This window comes from Pelagibacterium limicola, assembly GCF_015694405.1.
GTDB classification, from domain to species: Bacteria; Pseudomonadota; Alphaproteobacteria; order Rhizobiales; family Devosiaceae; genus Pelagibacterium; species Pelagibacterium limicola.
The window spans coordinates 145,111-169,672 of sequence record NZ_JADQDB010000006.1; the positions used below are offsets into that span (position 1 = coordinate 145,111).

The 24,562-nt window shown below is 62.1% G+C and carries 27 protein-coding genes; 5 read left to right on the forward strand and 22 right to left on the reverse strand.

Going from position 1 to position 24,562, the window contains the following annotated elements:
* Position 1: 1 nt before the first annotated feature.
* From I2G20_RS13470 to ppa, 4 genes are all read right to left on the reverse strand, one after another.
* Complete coding sequence (locus I2G20_RS13470; protein ID WP_196260245.1) at positions 2–1,165, reverse strand: GGDEF domain-containing protein; 1,164 nt, start codon at positions 1,163–1,165, stop codon at positions 2–4.
* 145 nt (positions 1,166–1,310) lie between these two features.
* Positions 1,311–1,736 carry a metallopeptidase family protein gene (locus I2G20_RS13475; RefSeq protein WP_196260246.1) on the reverse strand — a complete coding sequence of 142 codons (426 nt, stop codon included), beginning with the start codon at positions 1,734–1,736 and terminating at the stop codon, positions 1,311–1,313.
* The gene (gene leuC / locus I2G20_RS13480) at positions 1,733–3,145 is read right to left on the reverse strand and encodes a 3-isopropylmalate dehydratase large subunit (protein WP_196260247.1); all 1,413 of its coding nucleotides are present in this window, start codon (positions 3,143–3,145) and stop codon (positions 1,733–1,735) included. Before leuC ends, I2G20_RS13475 begins: the two co-directional genes overlap by 4 nt.
* A gap of 149 nt (positions 3,146–3,294) precedes the next feature.
* The gene (gene ppa / locus I2G20_RS13485) at positions 3,295–3,825 is read right to left on the reverse strand and encodes an inorganic diphosphatase (RefSeq protein ID WP_196260248.1); all 531 of its coding nucleotides are present in this window, start codon (positions 3,823–3,825) and stop codon (positions 3,295–3,297) included.
* Between the two features lie 110 nt (positions 3,826–3,935).
* Between ppa and I2G20_RS13490 the strand changes: the two genes are divergently transcribed.
* On the forward strand, positions 3,936–4,493 hold the full coding sequence (locus I2G20_RS13490; protein WP_196260249.1) for a hypothetical protein: 558 nt from the start codon (positions 3,936–3,938) through the stop codon (positions 4,491–4,493).
* 5 nt (positions 4,494–4,498) lie between these two features.
* On the opposite strand, the gene I2G20_RS13495 is transcribed toward I2G20_RS13490, so the two are convergent.
* From I2G20_RS13495 to I2G20_RS13530, 8 genes are all read right to left on the reverse strand, one after another.
* Complete coding sequence (locus tag I2G20_RS13495) at positions 4,499–5,299, reverse strand: COG3904 family protein (RefSeq protein WP_196260250.1); 801 nt, start codon at positions 5,297–5,299, stop codon at positions 4,499–4,501.
* Positions 5,296–6,615 carry a hypothetical protein gene (locus I2G20_RS13500; RefSeq protein WP_196260251.1) on the reverse strand — a complete coding sequence of 440 codons (1,320 nt, stop codon included), beginning with the start codon at positions 6,613–6,615 and terminating at the stop codon, positions 5,296–5,298. Before I2G20_RS13500 ends, I2G20_RS13495 begins: the two co-directional genes overlap by 4 nt.
* Before the next feature lie 80 nt (positions 6,616–6,695).
* Positions 6,696–7,001, reverse strand: coding sequence for an ATP-dependent Clp protease adaptor ClpS (locus I2G20_RS13505; protein ID WP_196260252.1), 306 nt, complete (start codon positions 6,999–7,001; stop codon positions 6,696–6,698).
* A 69-nt stretch (positions 7,002–7,070) separates the two neighbouring features.
* Complete coding sequence (typA, locus tag I2G20_RS13510) at positions 7,071–8,891, reverse strand: translational GTPase TypA (protein WP_196260253.1); 1,821 nt, start codon at positions 8,889–8,891, stop codon at positions 7,071–7,073.
* Positions 8,892–9,017: 126 nt separating this feature from the next.
* Positions 9,018–9,401, reverse strand: coding sequence for a VOC family protein (locus I2G20_RS13515; RefSeq protein ID WP_196260254.1), 384 nt, complete (start codon positions 9,399–9,401; stop codon positions 9,018–9,020).
* A gap of 52 nt (positions 9,402–9,453) precedes the next feature.
* Positions 9,454–10,056, reverse strand: coding sequence for an RNA polymerase sigma factor (locus I2G20_RS13520; protein WP_196260255.1), 603 nt, complete (start codon positions 10,054–10,056; stop codon positions 9,454–9,456).
* Positions 10,057–10,070: 14 nt separating this feature from the next.
* A complete protein-coding gene (locus I2G20_RS13525) occupies positions 10,071–12,197 on the reverse strand; it encodes a putative bifunctional diguanylate cyclase/phosphodiesterase (RefSeq protein ID WP_196260256.1) in 2,127 nt (708 codons plus the stop codon).
* A gap of 106 nt (positions 12,198–12,303) precedes the next feature.
* Entirely contained in the window at positions 12,304–13,527 is a 1,224-nt protein-coding gene (locus tag I2G20_RS13530) for an argininosuccinate synthase (RefSeq protein ID WP_196260257.1), read from the reverse strand.
* A 159-nt stretch (positions 13,528–13,686) separates the two neighbouring features.
* Here I2G20_RS13530 and I2G20_RS13535 point away from each other — a divergent pair, with 159 nt between their 5' ends.
* The 3 genes from I2G20_RS13535 (at position 13,687) to I2G20_RS13545 (ending at position 15,443) form a co-directional block, all read left to right on the forward strand.
* The gene (locus tag I2G20_RS13535; protein WP_196260258.1) at positions 13,687–14,334 is read left to right on the forward strand and encodes a LysE family translocator; all 648 of its coding nucleotides are present in this window, start codon (positions 13,687–13,689) and stop codon (positions 14,332–14,334) included.
* Complete coding sequence (locus I2G20_RS13540) at positions 14,331–15,179, forward strand: 23S rRNA (adenine(2030)-N(6))-methyltransferase RlmJ (protein ID WP_196260259.1); 849 nt, start codon at positions 14,331–14,333, stop codon at positions 15,177–15,179. The genes I2G20_RS13535 and I2G20_RS13540 overlap by 4 nt, the downstream gene beginning before the upstream one ends.
* 66 nt (positions 15,180–15,245) lie before the next feature.
* Entirely contained in the window at positions 15,246–15,443 is a 198-nt protein-coding gene (locus I2G20_RS13545) for a YqaE/Pmp3 family membrane protein (RefSeq protein ID WP_196260260.1), read from the forward strand.
* On the opposite strand, the gene I2G20_RS13550 is transcribed toward I2G20_RS13545, so the two are convergent.
* The 5 genes from I2G20_RS13550 to thpR all read right to left on the reverse strand — a co-directional run bounded on the left by I2G20_RS13550 (position 15,440) and on the right by thpR (position 19,109).
* The gene (locus tag I2G20_RS13550; RefSeq protein ID WP_196260261.1) at positions 15,440–15,877 is read right to left on the reverse strand and encodes a GNAT family N-acetyltransferase; all 438 of its coding nucleotides are present in this window, start codon (positions 15,875–15,877) and stop codon (positions 15,440–15,442) included. The genes I2G20_RS13545 and I2G20_RS13550 overlap by 4 nt on opposite strands.
* 16 nt (positions 15,878–15,893) lie before the next feature.
* A complete protein-coding gene (gene rlmN, locus I2G20_RS13555; RefSeq protein ID WP_196260262.1) occupies positions 15,894–17,093 on the reverse strand; it encodes a dual-specificity RNA methyltransferase RlmN in 1,200 nt (399 codons plus the stop codon).
* 126 nt (positions 17,094–17,219) lie between these two features.
* A complete protein-coding gene (locus I2G20_RS13560; protein ID WP_196260263.1) occupies positions 17,220–17,717 on the reverse strand; it encodes an invasion associated locus B family protein in 498 nt (165 codons plus the stop codon).
* A gap of 100 nt (positions 17,718–17,817) precedes the next feature.
* Entirely contained in the window at positions 17,818–18,354 is a 537-nt protein-coding gene (locus tag I2G20_RS13565) for an invasion associated locus B family protein (RefSeq protein ID WP_196260264.1), read from the reverse strand.
* A 215-nt stretch (positions 18,355–18,569) separates the two neighbouring features.
* Positions 18,570–19,109, reverse strand: coding sequence for an RNA 2',3'-cyclic phosphodiesterase (thpR, locus tag I2G20_RS13570; protein WP_196260265.1), 540 nt, complete (start codon positions 19,107–19,109; stop codon positions 18,570–18,572).
* Between the two features lie 252 nt (positions 19,110–19,361).
* On the opposite strand from thpR, the gene I2G20_RS13575 reads away from it, so the two are divergent.
* Positions 19,362–20,087 (forward strand): Bax inhibitor-1/YccA family protein, encoded by a 726-nt coding sequence (locus tag I2G20_RS13575; RefSeq protein WP_196260266.1) that lies wholly within the window; start codon positions 19,362–19,364, stop codon positions 20,085–20,087.
* A gap of 75 nt (positions 20,088–20,162) precedes the next feature.
* Here I2G20_RS13575 and I2G20_RS13580 read toward each other — a convergent pair whose 3' ends face one another.
* The 5 genes from I2G20_RS13580 to I2G20_RS13600 all read right to left on the reverse strand — a co-directional run bounded on the left by I2G20_RS13580 (position 20,163) and on the right by I2G20_RS13600 (position 24,509).
* Positions 20,163–20,546, reverse strand: a complete 384-nt coding sequence (locus tag I2G20_RS13580) for a DUF2794 domain-containing protein (protein ID WP_196260267.1) — start codon at positions 20,544–20,546, stop codon at positions 20,163–20,165.
* 397 nt (positions 20,547–20,943) lie between these two features.
* Positions 20,944–21,681 (reverse strand): DUF1223 domain-containing protein, encoded by a 738-nt coding sequence (locus tag I2G20_RS13585; protein ID WP_196260268.1) that lies wholly within the window; start codon positions 21,679–21,681, stop codon positions 20,944–20,946.
* A gap of 56 nt (positions 21,682–21,737) precedes the next feature.
* Positions 21,738–23,159, reverse strand: a complete 1,422-nt coding sequence (locus I2G20_RS13590; RefSeq protein ID WP_196260269.1) for a protein adenylyltransferase SelO — start codon at positions 23,157–23,159, stop codon at positions 21,738–21,740.
* Positions 23,160–23,229: 70 nt separating this feature from the next.
* The gene (locus I2G20_RS13595) at positions 23,230–24,009 is read right to left on the reverse strand and encodes an anti-sigma factor family protein (protein ID WP_196260270.1); all 780 of its coding nucleotides are present in this window, start codon (positions 24,007–24,009) and stop codon (positions 23,230–23,232) included.
* Positions 24,006–24,509 (reverse strand): RNA polymerase sigma factor, encoded by a 504-nt coding sequence (locus I2G20_RS13600; protein ID WP_196260271.1) that lies wholly within the window; start codon positions 24,507–24,509, stop codon positions 24,006–24,008. The genes I2G20_RS13595 and I2G20_RS13600 overlap by 4 nt, the downstream gene beginning before the upstream one ends.
* Positions 24,510–24,562 lie beyond the last annotated feature (53 nt).

Below are 24,562 nucleotides of genomic sequence, written 5' to 3' on the forward strand. Positions count from 1 at the left end.
GCTAGCCGGTCAAACCCCGCGCAAGGGTGAATGCCGAGCGCGCGGCAAGTCTCACCTGGCCGCCGCCGGCGCGCCGGGCCTCCTCATAGGCCCAATGGGTGCGGCGCACGATATCGGAGAGACTGTCACCGGCCTCCCGTTCTGCGATGCCGATGCTTACGGCACCCCCGCCGGCCGCCGGAAGGGTTCCGGCCGCAAACCGGGCCCGGAGCACCTCGGCCTGACGCCTGGCCCCGAAAAGGTTGGTCTGCGGCAACAGAACCGCGTAGTCCGAAGCGCCCATACGCGCGATGAGCGCGTCGGGCCCGAAAATCCCAACGAGCGCTCCGGCAAAAGCCACATCCGGCTGCGGCTCGTTCAACCGCTCGGCTGCTGGCACGATCCCGAACAAGACGAGTGCGACGTCCTGACCTCCGGCCTGCGCCGATATCATCAGGCGCGCGCCGTGTCGCTCGAACCCGTTTCGGCTCAAAAGCCCGGTCGCCTGATCGCGCTCCGCGCTCCGGACGATCCTTGCAATGCTGTCGGACACGACGAGCGCCAGGCATGTCATGGCCAGGAGCAGCGCGGCAATTCCTCCGCTCGACTGTGAAATCAGCGCATAAAGGGTGACAGCATAATCCTGTGCCGCTTCACCAACCCCGCCCGCCAGTCCGGCAATCAAGGGCTTGGCGGCAAAACTGAGCGCAGCAAATGCCAGCACGCCCAGCAACACGAGATCGAGGAGGGCCCGCCGTCCCGACCGCCACACCAGGACGATGCCGGCAAGCGTGAGCAGCACATAGGGCAGTTGATAAAGCGCGAGGCGCAGGAAACTGCCGCGCGGCAGATCGAGGATCAGGACATGAAGCGTCGCCGAGGCGGCAAAAAGGGCCAGGACGACGCCGACAGGCACGCTGGCTTCGTAGCGCCGTGCCAATCCATGCCCTATGGCAAGGAAGCAGCCAAGCATCGCCAACGCAATGACCAAGCGCGCCGGCGCATCGGCAAATCCCACATGGAGCACATATTCCGCCGAAAAACTCACGCCCGCCAGCAGGAATGCCACACCGAACCAATTGGCCGCGCGATTGAGCGTATCGAAATGACCGACAGCAAAAAAGGCAATCGCCATCGTCGACGCGATCGAAATGTTGAGCGCCAGAACAAAAACTGCGCCTGCCATACCTGTACCGGCCCCCCGGATGCCGATGCGCCGGACGCCTTGCCCGGAATCACGACACTATGAATATGCGCGATAACAATGCGTAAACCAAGCGCGCAAACATGTTAGGAAACAGGCATGCCACTCTTAAAGAAGCCGAAGGCGCCTAGTCGCGCTCGATCCGCTCCATGTCGTCGTCACTAAGACCGAAATGGTGGCCGATCTCGTGGACGAGCACATGGGTGACAATCTGGCCCAGCGTGTCGGTGTGTTCGGCCCAGTAATCGAGGATGGGCCGGCGATAGAGCCAGACCCGGTTGGGCATCTGCCCGGTAAAGGGTGTCGCCCCGTCTTCGGTCATGCCGAAACCTTCGAAAAGCCCCAGGAGATCGAACGGACTTTCGAGTTCCATGTCGCTGACGACTTCGTCGGTCGGAAATTCGGCGACCCGGCATTCGACATCCGCCGCCAATGAGCGGAAGGGCTCGGGAAGCGCTTCCAGCGCCTGCACCGCCAGCGCTTCTATATCGTCAAGCGAAGGGGCCGCGAGCGGCCCCCACAAACCGGCGTCTCCGGAGCCCGGGGCGTTCATACCGCCTTGGGCCACTCGCGGATATCGACGAAATGACCCGCAATCGCCGCGGCGGCAGCCATGGCCGGGGAAACGAGGTGCGTACGCCCCTTAAAGCCCTGCCGGCCCTCGAAATTGCGGTTCGAGGTCGAGGCGCAGCGCTCGCCCGGCGCCAGCTTGTCGGCGTTCATGGCAAGGCACATCGAGCAACCCGGCTCGCGCCAGTCGAACCCGGCCGCCTTGAAGATCCTGTCCAGTCCCTCGGCCTCGGCCTGCGCCTTGACGAGACCCGAACCGGGCACGACCATCGCATTGACGCCGTCGCGCACCTTGTGGCCGGCAACGACTGCGGCGGCCGCGCGCAGATCCTCGATGCGCCCATTGGTGCAAGACCCCAGAAACACGCGATCGATCGCAATATCAGTGATCTTGGTGCCGGCGGTAAGACCCATATATTCGAGCGCTCGCCTTTTGGAGGCGCGGCGATTCGCATCGGCAATCTGGTCGGGATCGGGCACGACACCCGTCACCGAAACCACGTCTTCGGGCGATGAACCCCAGGAGACGATCGGCGGCAGGTTTGCGGCATCGAGCGTCACTTCCTTGTCGAAATGCGCCCCCTCATCGGTATAGAGCGTCTGCCAATAAGCGAGCGCCATCTCGAACGCCTTGCCCTTCGGTGCCCGCGGGCGGTTCATGACATATTCGAAGGTCTTTTCGTCCGGCGCGATCAGGCCGGCGCGCGCGCCGCCCTCGATCGACATGTTGCAGACCGTCATGCGGCCTTCCATGGAAAGCGACCGGATCGCCTCGCCGGCATATTCGAGCACGTGCCCCGTGCCGCCCGCCGTGCCGATTTCCCCGATGATGGCAAGGATCACGTCCTTGGCCGTCACCCCGTGGGGCAGCTTGCCATCGACGGTCACCCGCATGTTCCTCGCCTTCTGCTGGATCAGCGTCTGGGTCGCCAGAACATGTTCGACCTCCGAGGTGCCGATGCCGTGGGCCAACGCGCCGAAAGCGCCATGGGTCGAGGTGTGGCTGTCGCCGCAAACAATGGTCATGCCGGGGAGGGTAAAGCCCTGCTCCGGACCCACGATATGGACAATGCCTTGGCGCGCATCGAGCTCGTTGTAATATTCGACGCCGAAATCGGCGGCGTTCCGGGCCAGTGTATCGACCTGCAACCTCGATTCGGGATCGTCGATCCCGTGTGTGCGGTCGGACGTGGGCACGTTGTGATCGACGACCGCCAGCGTGCGCTCGGGCGCACGTACCTTGCGGCCGGAAATGCGCAGCCCTTCGAAAGCCTGCGGGCTCGTGACTTCATGGACGAGATGACGGTCGATATAGAGGATGGCGGTGCCGTCCTCGTTATAGGCCACCACGTGGTCATCCCAGATCTTGTCATAGAGTGTGCGGGCGGTCATGGGCTTTACGCTTTGCAAGAAGGTTTTCCGGGCTGTACCGGCGGTTACGGCCCGGCTGTTCTACTCTTTGCGCCCCGAACAGGTCAAGGGCAACCGGGGCGCGGACTCCCTTGCCACTTCGGACACGCAACATGCAGGACGCGATTTTCTCAACCCTTGCGGGCGAGAGCAATCGAATCGAGAATCACTTTTCTGGCATCGTCCACATTGCCGATCCGATCGATCCGCGACCACTTGCCAGGCTCAAGATCCTTGTAGTGGGTGAAAAAGTGCCGCACCCGCTCGACCTGTATCTCGGGCAGGTCCGTAACGTCCTCGATCTTGTCGTACATGCGGGTGAGCTTGGAGACCGGCACAGCGAGAATTTTCTCGTCCTGCCCGCCGTCATCTTCCATCAGCAGCACGCCCACCGGCCGCGAGCGCACGATCGCCCCGGGCACCAGCGGGCGGGAATTGAGAACGATCACATCGAGCGGATCGCCATCCCCGCACAGCGTATGGGGAACAAAGCCGTAATTGCCCGGATAGCGCATCGGGGTATAAAGAAAGCGGTCGACATAGAGGGCGCCCGAGGCCTTGTCGATCTCGTATTTGATGGGCTCCCCGCCCAAGGGAACCTCGACGATGACATTGAGGTCGTCAGGCGGGTTGGAGCCAACGGGGATGGCATCGATATTCATTTTGGCGGGCTGTCCTGAATATTTGAGTGGGAAGAAGGTGGGGGCTCTATGGCCCACCCATTGCGACAATTGCAAGTCGAAAAGACAACCGTGAACCGGAAGAGACACCGATGATGAAAAGTTTTATCGTTGCTGCCAGCCTGCTGCTGATGGCGGCGCCCGTTGCGGCCCAGGACTGGCGATCGGCCTATACCGACCTCGATTTTGCCCAGTGCACGATTATCTCGACCTATGAGATCGGCGCGGATTTCGCTTGTCCCGGACACAGGGGCTATCCCGTTCTCGTCGCGGAAAGCGACTTGCGCATGGCGGTTTCCTATGGGTTCGGCGCGCGCGACGAACGCGCATTCGGCCAGACCTTTGCACCCTTCAACAACACCGGGCCGCGGATCGAATGGCTCCTTGCCGACCACCCCGAACGGGGGGAGATTCCCGTCGGTACGATCCTGCGGTTCTTCATCGCGGCGCCCGACTACGAGGATCCCGACCGGCAGGTGCTGGTTGTAACCAAAATCGAGCCGGGCAACACATGTCAGGTCGCCCATGTCGATGCGCTGGCCAATCGCGACGCCAATCAGATGGCGCGCGACGCTGCCCGAAGGCTGATCCCTGGGTTCGACTGCGCACGCGGCGAGCCAGAGCGGGTGGGCACCTGGTCGCTCGAGTGAGCGCGTCAGCCCAGCCCGCCTGATATCAGCTTGTATTGACGCATCTGCTCAAGGGTCAGGTAATAAAGCCGGTCGGGCGGGGTTTCGAGCGCGTGCACCCAAAGTGCGGGATCGATCCCCGATGCCTCGAAATGCCGTGCAATGCGCGCGGTGATCATCTGGGCGTCCGACATCGCCTGCGCCGGCCCGATACGCCCCGCGTCGCTTTCGAATGCGTAAATCTGGTGGATGCCTACACTCGCCTTTTCCGAGATGTGGCGCGTCGCGCCAGCCGCGAGGATAAGCGGGCAGGACGACGCACACAGTGCTCCAGCCTCGACCCTTGTATCAAAGCCCTCCGCCGCGATGATCGCGGCAATCGCCAAAGCTTCCTCGACCGCACCGCCGGGCGAATTGAGGCTCACGGTCTCGATATAGGCGCCGCGTCTTTCGACTTCTGCGGCAAAGGCCCCGGAGGCGCCCGCCCCGATCGTTCCGACGAACTCCAGAATACCCCCGGGCACCAGTTCGATGCTCAAGGGGGCTGCAAGCACCTCGCGGGGCGTCGTGATCTGTTCTGCGGGACTGAAAGCGGGATTGGAAGGGTCGATTTCGGGCCGTTCGACCGCCGGCAGCACCGGATCGCCCAGATGTCCGGTTTGCGGCGCGGCGCCGTTTTCGTTCAACTGGCGGTAATCCATCACCAGAACCAATCCCGTTCCCGCGAGCATGGCGAAAAAGGCGAAACGCAGGATCGCCCCGTCTTCGATGGCGCCGAGTTTTTGCAACCATGAACGCGGGGCGCGATGCGGGGCAGAGGCTGTCATGGCCGGTTAGCCCCTTCCCCACGTTTGCGCGGCGTCAGGGCCGTCACCGTGTCGCCCGTAGGAGGCGCGGGTTCAACGTCGTCCTCGGCCTCGTCGCCAGTCTCGGCCGGCGCATCAGGCCGGGCGGGCTGAGGCAGCATCTGGTGGTAGAGCGCGACGGCCCGCATCATCTCGGCGGCAGTCAGGGTCTCGGCATCATCGAACGCGGCAGCGTCGCGCCGCATCGCCGAATGAGCGACCGCGAGCAAGAGCACCAGCACGACAGGCAGGAGATCGATCGAGATCGCACCCGCCCAGGAGGGAACAAAATCCCCCGCATAGCGCAATACCGCCTCGGCCGTTGAAAGCGGCACGAACCGGCGTGGGGCAACCTGCGGCTGGTCGAGAATATCCTGCGCTGCCTCACTCAAGAGCTGTGATTGGGCGGCGACCGCGGTGCGGATATTGGCCATGGCCTGGTCCTGCCGCGCCACAAGGCTCGCACTCTGTCCATCTGCGACCGGCGCGATGAAGCCCAATGAAAGGTCATCGGCTGCCCGCCGCACTGAGGCGGCAACCGAGGTTTCCTGAAGCGATGCGATGACGCCGGCGAGCCGCACCAGTTCGGCCGCAAACTCGTCGGCCCGCGGCTGCACCGGGCCGGGCGCCGAAACGAGTTCGCGCATGGTTGCAAGGTGAACCGAGCCGGCCTCAAAGAGCGCCGCGACCTGGGCCTGCGACCGTGTGATCGAATTGGACAGCGCATCGAGTTCATTGGTCATCTGCGAAAGGAGCTGGACGACCGAGCCGGCCCCTGCGGCTCCGGTCAGCGCTCCGCCGTCCCGCTCCTGGCCGGCAAGGGTCGCGAACCGCTCGCGCGCCCGCTGGACGTCGGGCAGAAGCGATTGAGCCGAAAGCGCGTTGGCATGGGCCTTGTCAAGATCGCCCGAAAAATCTTCGAGCGTCACCGCCATGTGCTGCTCGAGCGCCGCCGACCCCGCGAGCGCCGCCGCATTGAGCCAGGAACTCATGGCGACAATCATTACCGAACCGAGCGCCATGATCCCGATCATCACGGCGCGTTGCGTCGCCTCCCGCATCAGGGGGAAAAGCCGCATCATATAGCTCCAGAACACGTAGATGCCGACTGAGACCGCGGCCGAATAGATGATCGCGGCGAAAAAGACGAAATTGGCGTCTCCGTCGAGAAGTCCACGGACCCCGAGATAGGTATAGACACCGCTGGCCAGCGCCAGAACGGCGAGAGCAAAACGGGTCGCAGTCTCGAGGCCCTTGAGGGTTTGCCCGATACGGGCGGCGGACGTTTGGCTCGACATGGGGGCGTTGGGCTCCGGCAGGGCGTTAACGGGAGCTTAACAGGGAGAAGCAGGCGAAATCGAGACGCAAATCGCGGGGGTTATTCCTCGGGTTCGGTCACGAACATCAAAGGGAAACCGGCATCGCGCGCCAGATCCACGGCTTCGGTTGCCTTGGCCTCGGCGATCTCGCTCGTATAGACCGCGACGACGCTCACGCCTTTTTGATGCGCGGTGATCATCCGCATATGCGCTTCGTCTTCGGTAAGACGGAACACAGCCTTGAGGACCAGCACCACGAAGTCGCGCGGCGTATAATCATCATTGAGCAGCACGACCCTGTAAAGCCGGGGCCGTGCCGTCTTGACCTTCGTTTGTGTCCTACCCTTGGTGATGCTTTCGCTCATGGCGCGACTCCTCGTGCCCGAAAGTCCCATCCAGTTTAGCCCACTTTGCGCCCTGCTTCAAAACCGGGTTCAGCCAGCCTCGGCAGCCGCAGCGCGGGCCGCACGCTTGCGCTCGTGGGGATCGAGATGGATCTTGCGCAGGCGCACCGTCTGTGGGGTCACTTCGACATATTCGTCATCGGCAATATAGCTCAGCGCCTGCTCGAGGCTCAACCTCTTGGGCGGCGTCAACCGGATCGCCTCGTCCTTGGACGTCGTGCGGATATTAGTCAACTGCTTACCCTTGAGCGGGTTCACCTCGAGATCGTTGTCGCGGCTGTGCTCGCCAATGATCATGCCTTCATAGACCTCCACGCCGGGATCGATCAGCATCGGCCCGCGGTCCTCTAGGTTGAAAAGCGCGTAGGCTACAGCCGTTCCCGTGCCGTTGGAAATCAAGACGCCCGTGCGGCGGGTCGGCAGCGGGCCCTTATAGGGCGCGTAGACATGGAACACGCGGTTGAAGATCGCCGTACCGCGCGTGTCGGACAACAGTTCGGCCTGATAACCGATCAGCCCGCGTGTCGGCACATAGAGCCGCACCCGGGTGCGCCCATGCCCCGAGGGCCGCATTTCGGCAAGCTCGCCCCGGCGCTCGGTCAGTTTCTGGACGACGACCGAGGAATACTCGTCGTCGACATCGATCGTCACTTCCTCGATGGGCTCGAGCCGCTGGCCGCCTTCTTCGCGGAAGAGGACCCGCGGGCGCCCGAGGCACAGTTCATACCCCTCCCGGCGCATGGTTTCGATCAGAACGCCGAGCTGGAGTTCGCCCCGGCCCGCAACCTCGAATGAATCCCCGTCTGCGCCCGGCGTTACCCGGATTGCGACATTGCCTTCCGCTTCGCGCAGGAGACGGTCACGGATGACGCGGCTCTGCACCTTGTCGCCTTCCCGGCCTGCAAACGGGCCGTCATTGACGCGAAAAGTGACCGAAAGTGTGGGGGGATCGATCGGCTTGGCTTCAATAGGCGCGCTGATCTGCGGCACCGCGATCGTATTGGCAACGGTTGCCGTTTCGAGCCCGGCAATGGCAACGATGTCGCCGGCCTTGCCTTCATCGATGGGCTCGCGCTCGAGCCCCCGGAATCCCAGCACCTTCGAGATACGGCCCTTTTCGACCACCTGCCCGTCGCGCGAAAGCGCGTGAACGGCATCCCCCGGCTTGACGACGCCCGACTGGACGCGACCGGTGAGAATACGACCAAGGAACGGGTTGCGCTCAATGGTGGTCACCAGCATCCGGAACGGGCCTTCTTCGACCTTGGGCTCGGAGAAATGCGCGACGATCTTGTCAAAGAGCGGCGCCATGTCGTCTTTGGGACCATTGGGTTCCTCAGCCATCCAGCCCTGCTTTGCGGAGCCGTAAAGCACCGGAAAATCGAGCTGTTCTGGGGTCGCGTCGAGCGCGACGAACAGGTCGAATATCTCGTCGAGCACTTCGTTGTGCCGCTCTTCGGGCTTGTCGATCTTGTTGATCGCAACGATGGGCTTGAGCCCGATCTTTAAGGCTTTCGAGAGCACGAACTTGGTCTGCGGCATCGGGCCTTCTGCGGCATCAACGAGGATAACCGCGCCGTCGACCATCGAAAGGATACGCTCGACCTCGCCGCCGAAATCGGCGTGGCCCGGCGTATCGACGATATTGATGCGCGTGTCCTTCCAGTTGAGCGAGGTCACCTTGGCCAGAATGGTGATCCCGCGCTCCTTTTCCAGATCGTTGGAATCCATCACCCGCTCGTCAACCTTTTGGTTGTCGCGGAAGGTGCCCGATTGCCGGAGAAGGACGTCGATCAGCGTCGTCTTGCCATGATCGACGTGTGCAATGATCGCAATATTGCGCAAGCTCATAAGGGGTCAGCCATTTCGGGAGTTTTGAAAATCTGGCTGCCCATACCCCAGCAATGGGGCGCGAACAAGGAAAATCGGTGCAGGCCAGCCATGCGCCGGAGCGTGTCCGGCCTGCGCCGCGTACGCTTACTTCAGGCTGCGGGGCTTTTCTCCCGACTGCCAGAGGCCCAGACCAAAGCCATCCGGGTCCAGAAAATCGGCACTCCAGCCACCGGGCGCTTCGGCGACGGGGGTAACGATAGTGACGCCTTTTTCGGCCAGCGCGGCCACCACGTCGTCGATTCCGCCGTCCACGAGGTCGAAGATCAGAGCCGGCGTGTTCCCGCGTTTGCCCTCCATTTCGAAAAAGATGAGTTCAAGGCCCTGATCGAGGACGCCAGACAGCCAGAAGGGCTCGGCCCCCTCCTGCCGGGCAAGTGCGATCCCCAGCACATCGTTATAGAACGCCTCGGTGCGGGCGATATCGGAGACGTAAAAGACAATGGAGGCACGGTGAGGTTTAGGCAGCATTTCGGTTCTCCTGGCAAGGGCCCTGGTTTTGATACGCCCCTTGTTGCCGCGATCAGCTCTTTCGTGAGATTTTTCTGATGACAAACAAATGCCCATCCGGGTCATGGGTCGCAAATGCTCCGCCGTGCCGCTTGAGCGCGGGCGCCAGTGCCTGCCGGATCGCGCCATAGGCCAGATCGAGGTTTAGCCCGGACATTTCAGGGGGCATCGGGACGCCGCGTCTGGCCAACGCCTTCTTGAGCTCCCTTATGCGCTGGCGCAACGCCGCGTCGGTGAGCCCGAGCAGATAGGCGATCTCTGCGCGCGTGTGGCCCGAAAGCGCCAGCGCTGCGACCACCCGCAATGCTTTGGGAAGCTCGGCGAGAACCGTTTCGAGCAAGACGCCTTCAAAAGGTGCATCGACGCCTGATCGTTCGGCCTGCCACCGGCTTTCGCGCTGTCTCCGGCGCACCGCACTGCGCGCGTCGAACGCGGCACGCCGACGGATCGCACCAGCAATCCAGCGCCGATTCTGGCTGTTCGAAAAGTCCTCGCGTCCCGCAGCCACCGCCGCGATCAGCACCTCCTGAACGATATCCTCTGCATCCTCGCCGTCGCGTCCATAGCGTCGCGCGAGACTAAGAAAGGCGCCATAAGGGATGTCCGCGCGGGGCATTGGAAACGCTCGCCCTAGCCAGAGCGGCGGACCGACCGGAGGCGAAGACCGTCCGCCCCGATCAAACCGGCGAACGTCTCCGCGTCGACGGGTGGAGAATAATAAAATCCCTGGATTTGCGAGCACCCCTCGCGCGTAACGATGGAAAGCTGCTCGGCAGTCTCGATACCCTCTACGACCGTTTCCATGCCGAGGCTTTTGCCCAAGCCGATCATGGCAGCGAGGATCGCCCGGTTCTCGGGCCGGGCGGCAATGTCGGTCATGAACGAGCGGTCGATCTTGATCTTGTCGAATGGGAAGGCCCGCAGATAGGAGAGCGAGGAATATCCGGTGCCGAAATCATCGAGCGCTATCCCGACCCCCAGACCGCGCAGCGCGTGGAGCATTTCGATATTGGCCGCACTGTCCTTGAGCAGCAGCGATTCCGTGATCTCCAGTTCGAGCCTTCCCGCCGAAAGCCCCGAGGCCATGAGCGCGCCCCACACCGTTTCGAGCAGCCCCGCGCGTGTAAACTGAAGCGGCGAAAGATTGACCGCGACCTTGACATCCTCGGCCCAGCCCGCCGCGGTATGGCATGCCGTTTCAATGACCCACGCGCCGAGCGGAACGATCAACCCAGTGTCTTCCGCGACCGGAATGAATTCAGCGGGCGCGATCGACCCCAGTTCGGGGTGATCCCAGCGCAGAAGCGCTTCGGCGCAGACCACCGCCCCCGTCAGCGCCGAAATGAGGGGCTGGAAATGGAGTGCCAGTTCCTTGTTAGAGAGGGCGTCGCGCAGCCCCGTTTCGAGCAGGCGACGGCGGCGAAATTTTGCATCCATGCCGCTTTCAAAGAAGCGATAGGTGCCCGGCTCCTCCTCCTTGGCCTTGATGAGCGCAAGGTCGGCATTGCTCATCAGCGTATCGGCATTTTGCCCGTCTCCCGGCGCGACAGCCATGCCGACGCTGGCCCTGAGCCGGACCGGCTTGCGTCCGAACCGGAAGGGCGCGTCCAGACCGGTAAGGATCGTGCGGGCGAGATCGGCCACCGCGGCAGGATCGGATATTCCGGGCGCCAGAACCGCGAATTCATCTCCACCCAGCCTTGCAACGAGTCCCTCGCCGCCCACCGTTTCCTTGAGCCGCGAGGCAACCGCTTGCAGGACCTTGTCCCCCGTCTCGTGGCCCTCGCTATCGTTGACGAATTTGAAATTATCGAGATTGACCAGCAGCAGCGAAAAACTCCGGCCCGAGCCGAGACCCGCACAAGACTGCTCGACGTCCTCGCGGAACAGCGCGCGGTTCGGCAGGTCGGTCAATGCGTCGTGGGTCGCAAGATGGCGCATCTGCGCTTCGGTCGCCAATTGTCCGGTTATGTCTTCATGCGTCGTCACCATGCCCCCGCCTTCGAGCGGCTGGTGGCGGAACGAGATATAGGTGCCATCGGCCATCTTGGCGATTTCATTGACGAAACGTCCGTTGCGCATCACGCGGCGGCGCTCGGCGATATAGGCATCGATATCCTCGGGCGCGTGCCGCCCCACTTTGCGGCGGTATTCGAGAATATCGCGGAAAGCGGTTCCCGGCCTCGTCAGTTCGGGCGGCAGCGCGTACATGCGGGCAAATTCGGCATTGCTCGCCATCAGCCGGAAATCCTTGTCGAACATGGAAAGCCCGTGGCTGATATTGTTGATCGCGGCATCGAGCAGGCCATATTGCCGCGCGAGTTCGCGCTTGCTCTCGGCCATCATGTCCGCGCGTGCGATTTCATCGGTCACGTCTTCATGGGTAACCACCCAGCCCAGTCCCGGCGCATAGACATGGCTGGTTTCGAGCGTACGTCCCCCCGCAGTCTCCTCGAGGTTGACCACCCGCAGGCCTGAGCGGTTGCCAGTGAGTTCTGCCGCATAGGCCTCGAAAAAACCCTTGGGATCAGTATCGGGATGATTGCCGAGCCGGCACGAGAGTTCGACGACCTCGAAAAGGCTCATGCCCTGCCTGATCGCCCGGGCTGGAAATCCATATATGTCGAGGTAGTGCCGGTTCCACATGACCAGCGTGAAATCGCTGCTCCACACGCAGAATCCGAACGGGATCGTCTCCAATGCGGCGTTGAGCAGCAGCGCATCGCCCGGCCGCTCCGCTTTTGCCTCCTGCACCATAGGCTGCTCACTCCGCGGGTCAATTGCCCCGGAGCGTAAGGCCCCCGCCTTAAAGAGACTTTAAGCGCACATTCCTGGCATCGACCCGACCGGCCGCGTTTGCCGATCAGCGCCCCAGCCGCAACCGCCGTGCGCCATAGGTCCTGAGCCGCAACCCGTTGAGCTTTATGAAGCCTTCGGCGTCGTGGTGGTCGTAGGTACCGGTACCTTCTTCGAACGTCACGAGGTCTTCCGAATAGAGCGAATAGGGCGAGAACCGCCCGATGACGCTCGCCGAGCCCTTGTAAAGCTTGAGGGTAACCTCGCCGGTAACATAGTCCTGGCTCTTGTCGATCAACGCCTGGAGCATTTCACGCTCGGGCGAGAACCAGAACCCGTTGTAGATCAATTCGGCATAGCGCGGCATGATCTCGTCCTTGAGATGCGCCGCGCCCCGGTCGAGCGTTATGGATTCAATGCCACGGTGCGCCGCGAGCAGGATCGTGCCGCCTGGCGTCTCGTAAATCCCGCGGCTTTTCATGCCGACAAACCGGTTCTCGACAAGATCGAGCCGCCCGATCCCGTGCTTGCCACCCAGTTCATTGAGCTTGGCGAGAAGCGTGGCAGGCGAGAGCTTTTCCCTATTGACCGAAACGGCGTCGCCTTTTTCGAACCCCACCGTGATCGTCTCGGGTGTATTGGGTGCATCGATCGGATCGACCGTGCGCTGATAGACATAATCGGGTGCTTCGATTGCGGGGTCTTCGAGCACCTTGCCCTCCGAGGAGGTGTGCAGCAGATTGGCATCGACCGAGAACGGCGCTTCGCCCCGCTTGTCCTTGGGCACCGGGATCTGGTTCTTTTCGGCAAATTCGATGAGCTTGGTGCGGCTCTGGAGATCCCATTCGCGCCAGGGCGCGATCACGCGGATCGAGGGGTTGAGCGCATAGGCCGAAAGCTCGAACCGCACCTGATCGTTCCCCTTGCCGGTCGCCCCGTGCGCTATGGCATCCGCGCCGGTCATCTCGGCGATCTCGACGAGGCGCTTGGCGATGAGCGGCCGGGCGATCGAAGTGCCGAGGAGGTAGACGCCCTCATAGAGCGCATTGGCGCGGAACATCGGGAAGACGAAATCGCGGACAAACTCCTCGCGCAGGTCCTCGATGTGGATTTCCTTGATCCCGAGCATCTCGGCCCGCTTGCGCGCCGGCTCCAGTTCCTCGCCCTGGCCGAGATCGGCAGTAAAGGTCACGACCTCGCAATCATAGGCCTGGCGGAGCCATTTGAGGATGATCGAGGTATCCAGCCCGCCGGAATAGGCGAGAACGACCTTTTTGACGTCTTTGCTCATGAGTGCGTGTCTTTGTCTGCCGAAAGGGAGTGAAAACCGGCGCGACACTAAGCAGATCGGCGCCGGGAAGGCAACAGGAGAGCCGTTTTCGCGCTTGCCGAACAGGTTCGTGCGGGCGTAACAGGATTTTCGCGCATCTTCTGCCGGAGCCCTTTCCAGATGATCGAGATGATCCCTTCCCTTAGCGTCGTCCTTGCCTTCGCCCTCGCCGCCATCGTGCTGGCGATCACGCCCGGCCCCGACATGGCCCTCTTTATTTCGCGCACCATCAATTTCGGCACGAGCCACGGCTTTGCCACCGTTCTGGGCGCAATCACCGGCATCGCGGTCCACACCATGCTCGCCGCCTTCGGCATTTCGGTCCTCATCCTGACCGCTCCCGCCGCCTTCATGGCCCTGAAGGTCGTTGGCGCGCTCTATCTCATTTGGCTGGCAATCTCGGCGATTCGCTCGGGCGCGGGATTGACGGTCAAGAAAGCCACCGGACGTGTGCCGAGCCTCAAGGCGAGCTATCTCACCGGCCTCGGCATCAACCTCACCAACCCCAAGGTCGCCTTGTTTTTCGTGACCTTCCTGCCCCAGTTCGTTTCGGCCGACGATCCGGCAGCCAGCGCCAAGCTGGTATTTCTCGGGCTCGAATTCGTCGTCCTCTCGCTCCCGATTGTCGTCGCCATCGTGCTGGGTGCACGCTGGCTGACCGAGACGGTGATGAAATCCCAAAGGATCCAGAAGGCGCTCAACTGGAGCTTCGCGGCCGTCTTTGCCGGCTTTGCCGCCACGATCCTTTTCGCCGAAGCGCGTAAATGAACTACCGGCACGCGTTTCACGCGGGCAATTTCGCAGATGTGGTCAAGCACATCGTTCTGACCCGTATCCTTGCCTACCTTATGCGCAAGGATGCCGCCTTCCGCGTGATCGACACGCATGCTGGTGTCGGGCTCTACGATCTGTGGGGCGACGAGGCGGAGCGGACGGGGGAATGGCGGGACGGGATCGGGCGGCTTTCCGGGCCCGAACTTGCAGAACCGGTAGCCGGGCTTTTGGCGCCGTACCTCAATGCCGTCAGGGCGCAGAACCCCGACGGGGAATTGCGTTTTTATCCCGGCTCGCCTTTCATCGCGCGACATATGCTGAGGCGGCAGGACAGGCTTATGGGGCTCGAACTTCACCCCAGGGACGCGGAAGCGCTCAAGGAAAATTTCGCCGGCGACATCCAGACCCGCATCACGCAACTCGACGGATGGGCCGCGCTCGGCACCCACCTCCCGCCCAAGGAAAAACGCGGGCTGGTGTTGGTCGACCCGCCCTTTGAGGAAAGGGGCGAATTTGGCCGCATGGCCAAATTCCTTCAGAAAGCACATACGCGCTGGCCCGGCGGAATCTATGCCTTTTGGTATCCGGTCAAGGATCCCGCAGAGGTCCAAACCTTTGCCGATTCCCTCAAGGCCACAGGCATCAAAAGGATTTTTCGGCTCGAGTTGAGCATCCGGGCGGCATCGACACCGCCACGTCTCCACGGCTCGGGGATGATCGTCGTCAATCCGCCCTTCGTGCTCGAAGAGGAAATGAATCTGATCCTTCCTGCGCTCACCAAAATCCTGGCCGATGCGGACAGAGGCCGGTTCCGTGTCGAATGGATTGCGGGCGAGTGACACCTTGCAGGTTCGGGCGCGCAATCCCATATTTTGCCCGAAACCGAACAAAAAGGCCGTTTCGCGATGACTTTTGGCGATCTAATACGGATCGTTCTTTCGATCCTCATTCCCCCGCTTGGGGTCTTCCTGCGCGTGGGATTCGGCCTGCACTTCTGGCTCAATATCCTTTTGACGCTGCTCGGCTACATTCCCGGCCTCGTCCACGCGATCTGGATCATCGCATCCCATAGGACGCGCGATGATCTGGCGTGGCGGCGCTAGGGGCGTTCCAATCGAGTAAGGTCGAACTCGTAATAGGCCATGCCCTGCCCGCGCCCGCCAATCGCTTCATACAAAGCCTTGGCGGGTAGATTATCGTTTTCCGTGCCGACCCAAGCGTAATCGGCGCCTCGCACCCGCGCGGCCTCCAGCAGGGCGCGCGTTACTGCCTTGCCGATGCCGCGCCGCTGAGCCCGGTCGGCCACCCCGACTTCGTTGACAAAGAATTCACGCGGTTTATCGGGGTGAAAATAGTAAAGCCCAGAGGCCATCCCCACCACCGCGTCTCCCTCGAGAGCCAGAACGATCAGATAGTCTGGATGCTCGAGATAGGCCTTGGCCAAAGCCGGGTCTATGGGATTGTCGAACACATCGGTGTCCGCCCGCAGCAATAGGGCGATGTCGCCAGGTCCGAGAAGCTTGATCTCGATGGTCAATCGCCCCCCTTTGCCCTCACAGCATGAAGGCGTCGCGGTCTTTCTTCTTCAGGCGTTCGGTTTCCGACTTGAGCTGGCCGCAGGCCGCCAGAATATCGCGCCCGCGCGGGGTGCGCACGGGGGAAGCGTAGCCAGCGCGGTTGACGATATCGGCGAACGCCTCGATCCGGTCCCAATCCGAACACTGGTAATTGGACCCCGGCCAGGGGTTGAAGGGGATGAGATTGATCTTTGCCGGGATCTTGGCGAGCAAGCGCACAAGTTCCTTTGCGTCGGCGTCCGAATCGTTGATGTCCTTGAGCATCACGTATTCGAAGGTGATGCGGCGAGCATTGGAAACGCCCGGATAGGTGCGGCAAGCCTCGAGCAACTCTTCGAGCGGCCACTTTTTGTTGATCGGCACCAGGACGTCGCGCAGGTCGTTGCGCACCGCATGAAGCGAAATGGCCAGCATGACCCCGATCTCGCGCCCCGTAGGCTCGATGTGGGGCACGACCCCGGAGGTCGAGAGCGTGATCCGGCGTTTGGATAGCGACAGCCCGTCCCCGTCCGACGCGATGAGCAGCGCCTTCTTGACGTTCTCGTAATTGTAGAGCGGCTCGCCCATCCCCATCATCACGATATTGGTGATAGCGCGCGTTTCGCCCGGCGGCACGAGCCCGTCGGTCGGGCGCACCCCGTCCGGGAAATCCCCCAGCCGTTCGCGGGCCATCATCACCTGCGCTAGAATTTCCCCGGCGCTGAGGTTGCGGACGAGCTTTTGCGTCCCCGTGTGGCAGAACGAACAGGTGAGCGTGCAGCCAACCTGTGAGGAGACGCACAGCGTTCCACGGTCGCTTTCAGGAATATAAACCGTCTCGACCTCGACCGGAGGCATGTTGGGGTGCGCCGGATCGCGGAACCGGAAAAGCCATTTGCGCGTCCCGTCGATCGAGATCTGTTCGGAAACGATCTCGGGGCGCCCGACTGTGAAGACTTGAGCCAATTCGGCCCGCAGGCCCTTGGCGATATTGGTCATGGCGCCGAAATCGGTGACGCCGTTGACATAGATCCAGTTCCAGAGCTGGCTCGCGCGCATCTTGGCGTCGCGCTCGGAAAGCCCGATCCCGGCCAATTCACCGGCCATTTCGCGGCGCGAAAGCCCCACAAGGTCGACGGGCCCCGCCTTTATGGGGCGCGTCGCGGTGCCATGATCGATATTGAGCGCCAGACTCATGGGCGTCGGGTTTCCGTTTCGGATAGATGCAAGGGTAAAACATGGGCGGCGCCTGCCGCGCCGTCAATGGCGGCGCCCTTTAGCACATCCTTTGCCCCGGCGCAAAGCCGGGGCGGCGCGATGGCATCAGGGACACCCGGAGTCGATCGAGCGCGACGCCGCGGTGGCGCCCGACAGCGAAAAGACCTGCCTGATCTTGATCCCGCGCTCCGAGGTTCCCTCAATGGTCATGGTCGAGCCGGCCCGGATGGCCTGGGCTGCGGCGCTCGATTGCCCCGGATCGGCGAGCCAGGCAGCGTCTCCACGCGTGAAAAGTGCAAAGCTCTGTCCCCCGATAGTGAGCGTAGCTGGAACGTCGGGCGCGAAATTATAGCCGGAGACGATGTTGATCTCGGTCCTCACCCCCTCGCTGGGCCGGTGGGTGAGATAGAAATAGGCGTCCGTATACCCATCAGGCTGCGGCTCGACCGAGGTCGGCTTGGAAAGCGCAAAGCAGATACGCCCCGCATTCTCGGTCGTCGCATAGGCCGACCAGGCGTTATGATCGCCGAGAATCCGCACCGACTGACCGAAAGCCGGTGTTGCAAGCCCCAATACGAATGCCAATGCGGCGAGACTTTTCATCCGCAAGTTTCAACTCCGTCGCGCGATCCTGCCGGGCTCGCCCCGGGCAGTGCCCGGAGCTTTGCCAAAATCGTGGCCTGGGTGCAATAAGAGCGTGCGCCTATTGCGGACATTCCTGCGCTGCGCGGTTGAGCGCAGCAGTGACGCCGCTGAGCGAATAGGTATGGACGGTATTGTTTCCGGCTCCGGAGGTGATGCGCACCTGGAGGGAAGAGCCCGCTCGCATCGCCGCGACGAAGCCCGGCTCGTCCTCAACGCTTGCCAACCAGCCGGCCCGGCCTTCGGTGACCATGGGATAGGACCGCCCGTCCACTGAAGCCGAAGCGTTGGCATTGGTCTGGGAAATGGGGAAATCCACCAGAACCGCAACTTCATTGCGGTTGGAAGGACGGATGGTGACCAGCACGAACGTCTTGCCGATATCCCCGTGATTGAGATTGGTGGGCTCGCGCGTCTGCGGATTGGACGCAATATAGCAGATTTTTGCGCCCTGATCGGTGTCACTCCACGCCGTCCAGTTATTAAACGTACCAAGATTGGTAGCCCCGGAAGCAGTTCCGGCAGCCATGATTACCCCTATTCCCGCCACAAGACCTGCGAGTGCGCGGCGCATCCGGCCCGAATATCGTGACGTCATCGCCAAACCCTTCCTCATATTTACTCAACGCGACTCAAAGCTCGGGCGCCATAATGCGTCCGGTATGGTTACCAAGGCGCAAAAATTGTCCGGCTTTTATGTCAAACCCGCCGGCAATCTAGTTGTGAATTTGGCCGGAATTTGGCCTTCTCCCCCACTGATCATCCAACCCTCTCTCTATTGCAAAGGCTTGCTTAACCGGGGCTGAACGGGACTCAGGCCGCAAGAGGAAAATCCTGCTCGATGACATAAGGGCCGCCGCCCACCGAGTCGCGGCTCGAAAAAAGGACGAATTGATGGACCGTGAACCGCAGGGGGACGAAATGCCCCGCTTGCGCAATATGGGCAGCAAGATCCCCCGGCGGGGTATCGCGCAGCCGGGCCAGCGTAACATGGGGGACGAACTTGCGCCCGTCCGGCGGTAGACCGATGCGCTGGAGCGCGCGTTCATGCGCGCCCTGCAGCCGGGTAAGCGCCTCACTGGGCGCGACGCCCGCATAAAGCGCGCGCGGCTTGTTTCCTCCAAAAACGCCCAGGTGATCGACGCTCAACGCAAAAGGCTCAGCGGCGCCGAAACGCTCCAGCACGTCAACGACCTCATCGGCCGTCCGCCGGTCGATATCCCCGATATAGCGCAAGGTGATGTGATAGTTTTCCGGACTGATCCAACGCGCGCCCGCTAACCCGCCCCGCTTGAGCGAGAGCGCAAAACCCACATCCGATGGAATCTCAAGTCCGGTAAAGAGTCGCGGCATTGTTCAGTCCCGGATGAAGCGCAAACATGTCGGTTGGGCCGTCGGGGCCCCGAATCAAAGACTAGCACATCGGAGAGGGCCGACGGGGCCAAACCGGCGACAGATTTTACCAGGCCCGACCGCGACCGGTTTTGCTTGTAATTCCAATAACCACTCTCCATATTGTCAACCAAATCGTACCACCTGTTTCCCCATTGGGAAGGGAGGGTACGGCTGGATCGTCACAACGACTGACTGAGGATGGAACGACACATGGCACAATACGACCGTCAGACCGTCGCCGGGCGCGTAGGCACGGCCGCCGCCATCGACGAGGGTCTCCGCGCGCACATGCTGCGCGTCTACAACTACATGGGCATCGGCTTGGCCGTGACCGGTCTGGTTGCGTTTTTCACCGCGCAATGGGCCGTCTCGAGCCCCGCTGCGGCACAGATTATGTACGGCAGCCCGCTAGCCTGGGTAATCATGCTCTCCCCGCTCGCCTTCGTGCTGGTCTTGAGCTTCGGAATCCAGAAGCTTTCCTTCCCGGCTGCGCAAATGGTCTTCTGGGCTTTTGCCGCCGTGATGGGACTCTCGCTCTCCTCGATCTTCCTGGTCTATACCGGCGCTTCGATCGCAAAGGTGTTCTTCATCACCGCTGCAATGTTCGGCTCGATGAGCCTTTACGGCTACACGACCAAACGTGACCTGACTGGCATGGGCTCGTTCCTGTTCATGGGGCTGATCGGGCTGATCATCGCCATGATCGTCAACATGTTCCTCCAGAGCTCGGCGCTCGAATTCGCCATTTCGGCAATCGGCGTGCTGATCTTTGTGGGGCTGACGGCCTACGATACCCAGAAGATCAAGGAAGCCTATGCCGAAAATATCGGCCAGGAAGGCCTCGGCAAGCTCGCCATCATGGGCGCGCTAACGCTCTATTTGGACTTCATCAACATGTTCCTGATGCTTCTGCGTCTTTTCGGCAACCGCGAATAACCGGTTTCCGCCTCGCAGAGAGGAACGGGCCGCGGATCGCCTCCGCGGCCTTTTTGTTTCCAGGTCTCTGCTGCTTCAGCGCACGATGTAGAGATCGGGATCGAGGACGCGCAACACCGCACCCAGATCCTGCCCGCGCTTGAGTACGCGCCCCTCAGTCGTCATGACAAGGAATTGCCCCTGCCGCCGGGCGAGTTTGGGATTTTTTTCGATAACGAAAAGCGGGCGTTCGGAGGTGCGCTTATAGATCGAGAACAGCGCGCGCTCCCGTCCCATGTCGAGGGCATAATCACGCCACTCGCCGCTTGCGACCTTTTTGCCGTAGACATTTAGGATAAGGCCCAACTCATGCCGGTCGAAGCTGACGATCGGCACGGCACGCTGCGTGGTCGCAGCAGGAGCGTGAAAGGGGATGGGCCCGGCCCGGTCCAGGCTATCGCTCACGCGAGCGGCCCTCATCTTTTTGAATCGAAACACGCATTAGGCCAATGATTGTCCTAATCGCGTCGGCTGGCAAGCGCAAACTCTCCCACTGGAGGTGGCGATCTCACAGACCGGGATCGCAAACATTCCGCCAAATGAACCGATTTCGGACACATTCCATCCCCTATCGCGCCGCAATGGCCTTTTAGCCTCTTTTTATTGCCTCCAGTGGCTGGCCGCCAGGATCACCGAGCCCCCAAACCTTGGTCCCGGTCGGCCAGCCGCCCTTCCCCGGTTTTCCCTTAATCCGGAAAGCCGGGGACATGGCGGATCACCCAAGGCAGGCTGGGCCCGCTTAGGATTTGCCTTTTCGATCTCCAAGTCATTTGCCCTCACCCGCTTTCGGGTCGAGGGTCTTCTTTTGCCAATGGGCTCAGCGGGTGATCTGGGCCGCGCCCAGCACGCGTCCGGGCAAATCGCCTCTTTTTTCCTGCACGATGACGGCCATTCCATCATTGTGACCCATCGCGGCCTCGAGAGGAATGGCGATCTCGGCCCCGATCTGGGCGTTCCACATACCAATTGCCTGCCGGCCGGTGACGATGTGCGTATAACGCAGAACCTTGCCCGAATTTTCGCCCCGCGCGACCGAGACGTCCGCGCCCTCGCGCCACGTGACCAGCCAGACGATAGCCTGCGGCAATCCGGCGACCGCTGGCACCGAGAGATGTGCGGTATCGTCGGGACCGATGGAAACCGATGGTGCGAGCGCCAGTGCTTCTTGAGCCAGTGCGCCTTCGACCTTGTCGGTGTGGCTGCCGACCACGCCATGCGCGCCGTTGATCACCATTTGCGGCGTATAAACGCGATTCTTGCCCCAGCTCGCCGCATAGGCCTTTTGCAGTTCGGTATGGGCTGGCAGGGCAAAGGTATCCTCCCAGCCGATATAATCCCAGTAGTCGATATGATAGGCGAGCGCGACGACACCTTCACGCGCGCCAAGCTCGGCGAGGAAGGCATCGGCGGGCGGGCACTGCGAACAGCCCTGGCTTGTGAAGAGCTCGACGACGGCGACAGTCTCGCTGCGCACCTCATAACCCGAGGCACGCCCTGTTCCGGCAAGGAGGACGAGACCGACAACAAGCGGGAAATAGGTGGCGAGGCGGATCATGAAAACCGGTTGTATGCGTTTGGTCGCCTCCCCGCCAGTCAATTCAAGGTGAAAGATTATCGGCCATATGCGGAACGTAGCGCGGCAATATCCTCGAGCGCCGCAGCAAAAGCGCTCCAGTCGTCATCTGTTGCGATCGGTGCCCAGATCGCCTCCATCTCTTCGATCAGCATTGTTATCGGGCTCTCGCTCTCGAAATAGGCGTGGTCGCGCGCGCCGGGGCGGGGCGCGTACGCGCCGATCATTTCGCGCGCGGAGGCAAACGCGTCGTCGCGATAGAGCGCGCCAAGCGGCCCCGCCAAAGCCTGATCTTTTGCCGATACGCCGCCGCGCCAATCGAAAAAGACCTGCTCGTAGGGCGCATTGGTGGCGGCCAGGAAAGCGTAGAATGCCGAAATGAACGCGAGATCGGCTTCACTTCCCCGCGATTGGAGCCCCAGCCTTTCAAGAACAGCATCCGCCAGCGCTGCCTGGAACATTGGCCAGAACCGGTTGAGTTCTGGTTCGAGCTTTTCGGCGCTGGAAAGAGGAACAAGGCATTCGGCAAGCCGGGTGAGGTTCCATGCCAGCACATCGGGCTGCCGCCCGAAAGCGAAAAGGCCGGTTTCGTCGAAATAGGCCGCGACGAACCCCGGATCGTATCGCGGCAGGAACCGCCACGGACCATAATCGAAACTTTCGCCCGTCACGTTGATGTTGTCGGTGTTGAGCACCCCATGCACGAACCCCGCCGCGATCCACTGCGCCCCTACCCGGGCGACATTTTCCGCCACTGCGCCCAGAAGCGCGGGCACCTGCTTTTCGCCGGGCAGATCCACAAGGTGTGGGTAGTAATGAGTGATCACGTGATCGGCTAGCTTTTGCAGATTGGCCCGGTCCTCGAAATAGGCCAACCGCTGGAAGGTGCCGATCCGGATGTGGGAATGTGAAAGCCGCACGAGCACCGAAGACCGCGTCGGGGAGGGCTCGTCGTTGCGGAACAGGCTCTCGCCGGTCTCGATGAGCGAGAAGCTTTTGCAGGTTTCGACCCCGAGCGCTTCGAGCATTTCGGTCGCCAGCACCTCGCGCACCCCGCCCTTGAGTGTCAGCCGGCCGTCCCCGCCGCGCGACCAGGGCGTCGTGCCCGTCCCCTTGGTGCCAAAATCGCGCAGCGCCCCATCTACAAGGTCGTGCCCCTGCGCGAACAGAAATCCGCGCCCGTCGCCCAATTGCGGGTTATAGCTCCGGAACTGATGCCCGTGGTAACGCAGCGCCAACGGGTGCTCCAGACTGCCGGGAAGCTGTGTGAACCGCCCGAAATGAGAAAGCCATTCCTCCGCATTCAACCCGCCCAGCCCCATACGTTCGGCCCAGCGCTGATTGCGATAGCGCAGTATGGTCCGGGGGAACGTGGCCGCCTCGACGGCATCGTAAAAATCGGGACCCAGCCGCTCATGCACCCGCGCAGGTTTCCAGTGTGGAGACGGTGGTGGAGTCATATCTGCCGGGAACCTCGGATTGCTCTTTAGCTGCAACGGAACCTGACAAGCCCGGTTCCCCGCCCAAAGCTCAGCTTTCTTGAAAATGCCGGTAGATGGCGCGGGAAACCGCTTCAAGCGCGGGGCGGTCGAAAAAGGCGGAAATGGCATAGGCAATCGGCCCGTCCACCCAGCGCATGGTGTTGACCCCATCCCCTTGCGAGAACTGGAAGGCCGTGTCGCGAGCGCCCGGATTGCGCGCGATGAGAATCGTCATGCGATCCCCTTGCGCATTTTCATACATCAACATCGCCCCCGGCGCGCCGCCAACCGGCAGCAGCCGCCCCCCCACCAGCGCAAACCCCAAACCATCGAGTTCGGGTGCAGTAAAGGTTTTTTCTATCCGGTTGCCCAGCCATCCAACCAGATGGTCGTGCTCGTCCGCCCCTACCTCCACCGGGTGCCGTACTTCACGCACATAGGTCAGGAACACTTCGCGTGCAGTCTGGGCGAGCCAGGCGTCCGAAGCCCGGTCGGCGGCGGCCGGTGGCGGATCGAGGTTCGCGCGCAGGAAGTAATCTCCGCCCCCCCCTGCGAAAAAAGCAATCGCGATCCCCGCCGCATAGGCGATAGCGGTCGAGCGGAGCCTTGCGTGCCGTCGCTTTTGCGGAAGATCGGCGTTTCCGCCCGTCGCATAGGGCGCAAAAAGCGCGCGTAGCGCGGCGTCGCGGGACCGCCAGCCCGCCAACTTTTGGGCAAGCGCAGGATCTGCAGCAAGCGCGGCCTCCACCGCGGTCGCGCGCGCAGGATCGAGCGCACCGTCGAGATAGGCGGAAAGTTCCTCCTCGCCGATGTCATGCCTTTCGCTCATGGCCGCTTTTCACCCCTGTTGAGATAAACCACCGCTTCGTCCTGCAAGAGCCCTGAAAGCTGGGTGCGGGCCCGCGACAACCGCGACATCACCGTGCCCACCGGCACCCCTGCGATCTGGGCAACCTCCGCATAGGAACACCCCTCGAGCACCACCAGCATCAGCACCGCCCGCATCTCGGGATTGAGCGTTGCAAGCGCCGTGTTGAGCCGCGAGCGCAGCAGCGGGTCGGGATTGGCAAGAGGCGCCGCGACATGGTCTGCCTCGCCGATGGCTTCGAGGCCCGGACCGCGCGCATTGGCGCGCAGGCCGTTGCGGTAGAGATTGGTCATGATCGTATAAAGCCAGGCGCGCAGGTTCTCTCTCCGCCAGCCCGGCGCGGCTTCGAGCGCGCGCAGGACCGTCGCCTGCAAGAGATCCTCGGCATCGGCCCTTGCCCCGGCCAGACCATAGGCATAGCGCCGCAAGGCCGGCAGATGGGCAATCAGCGCCTCGCGCATTTCGGTTCCCAATTGAAACGCTTCGGCAAATCGAAGCACAGCATAGCAAACCC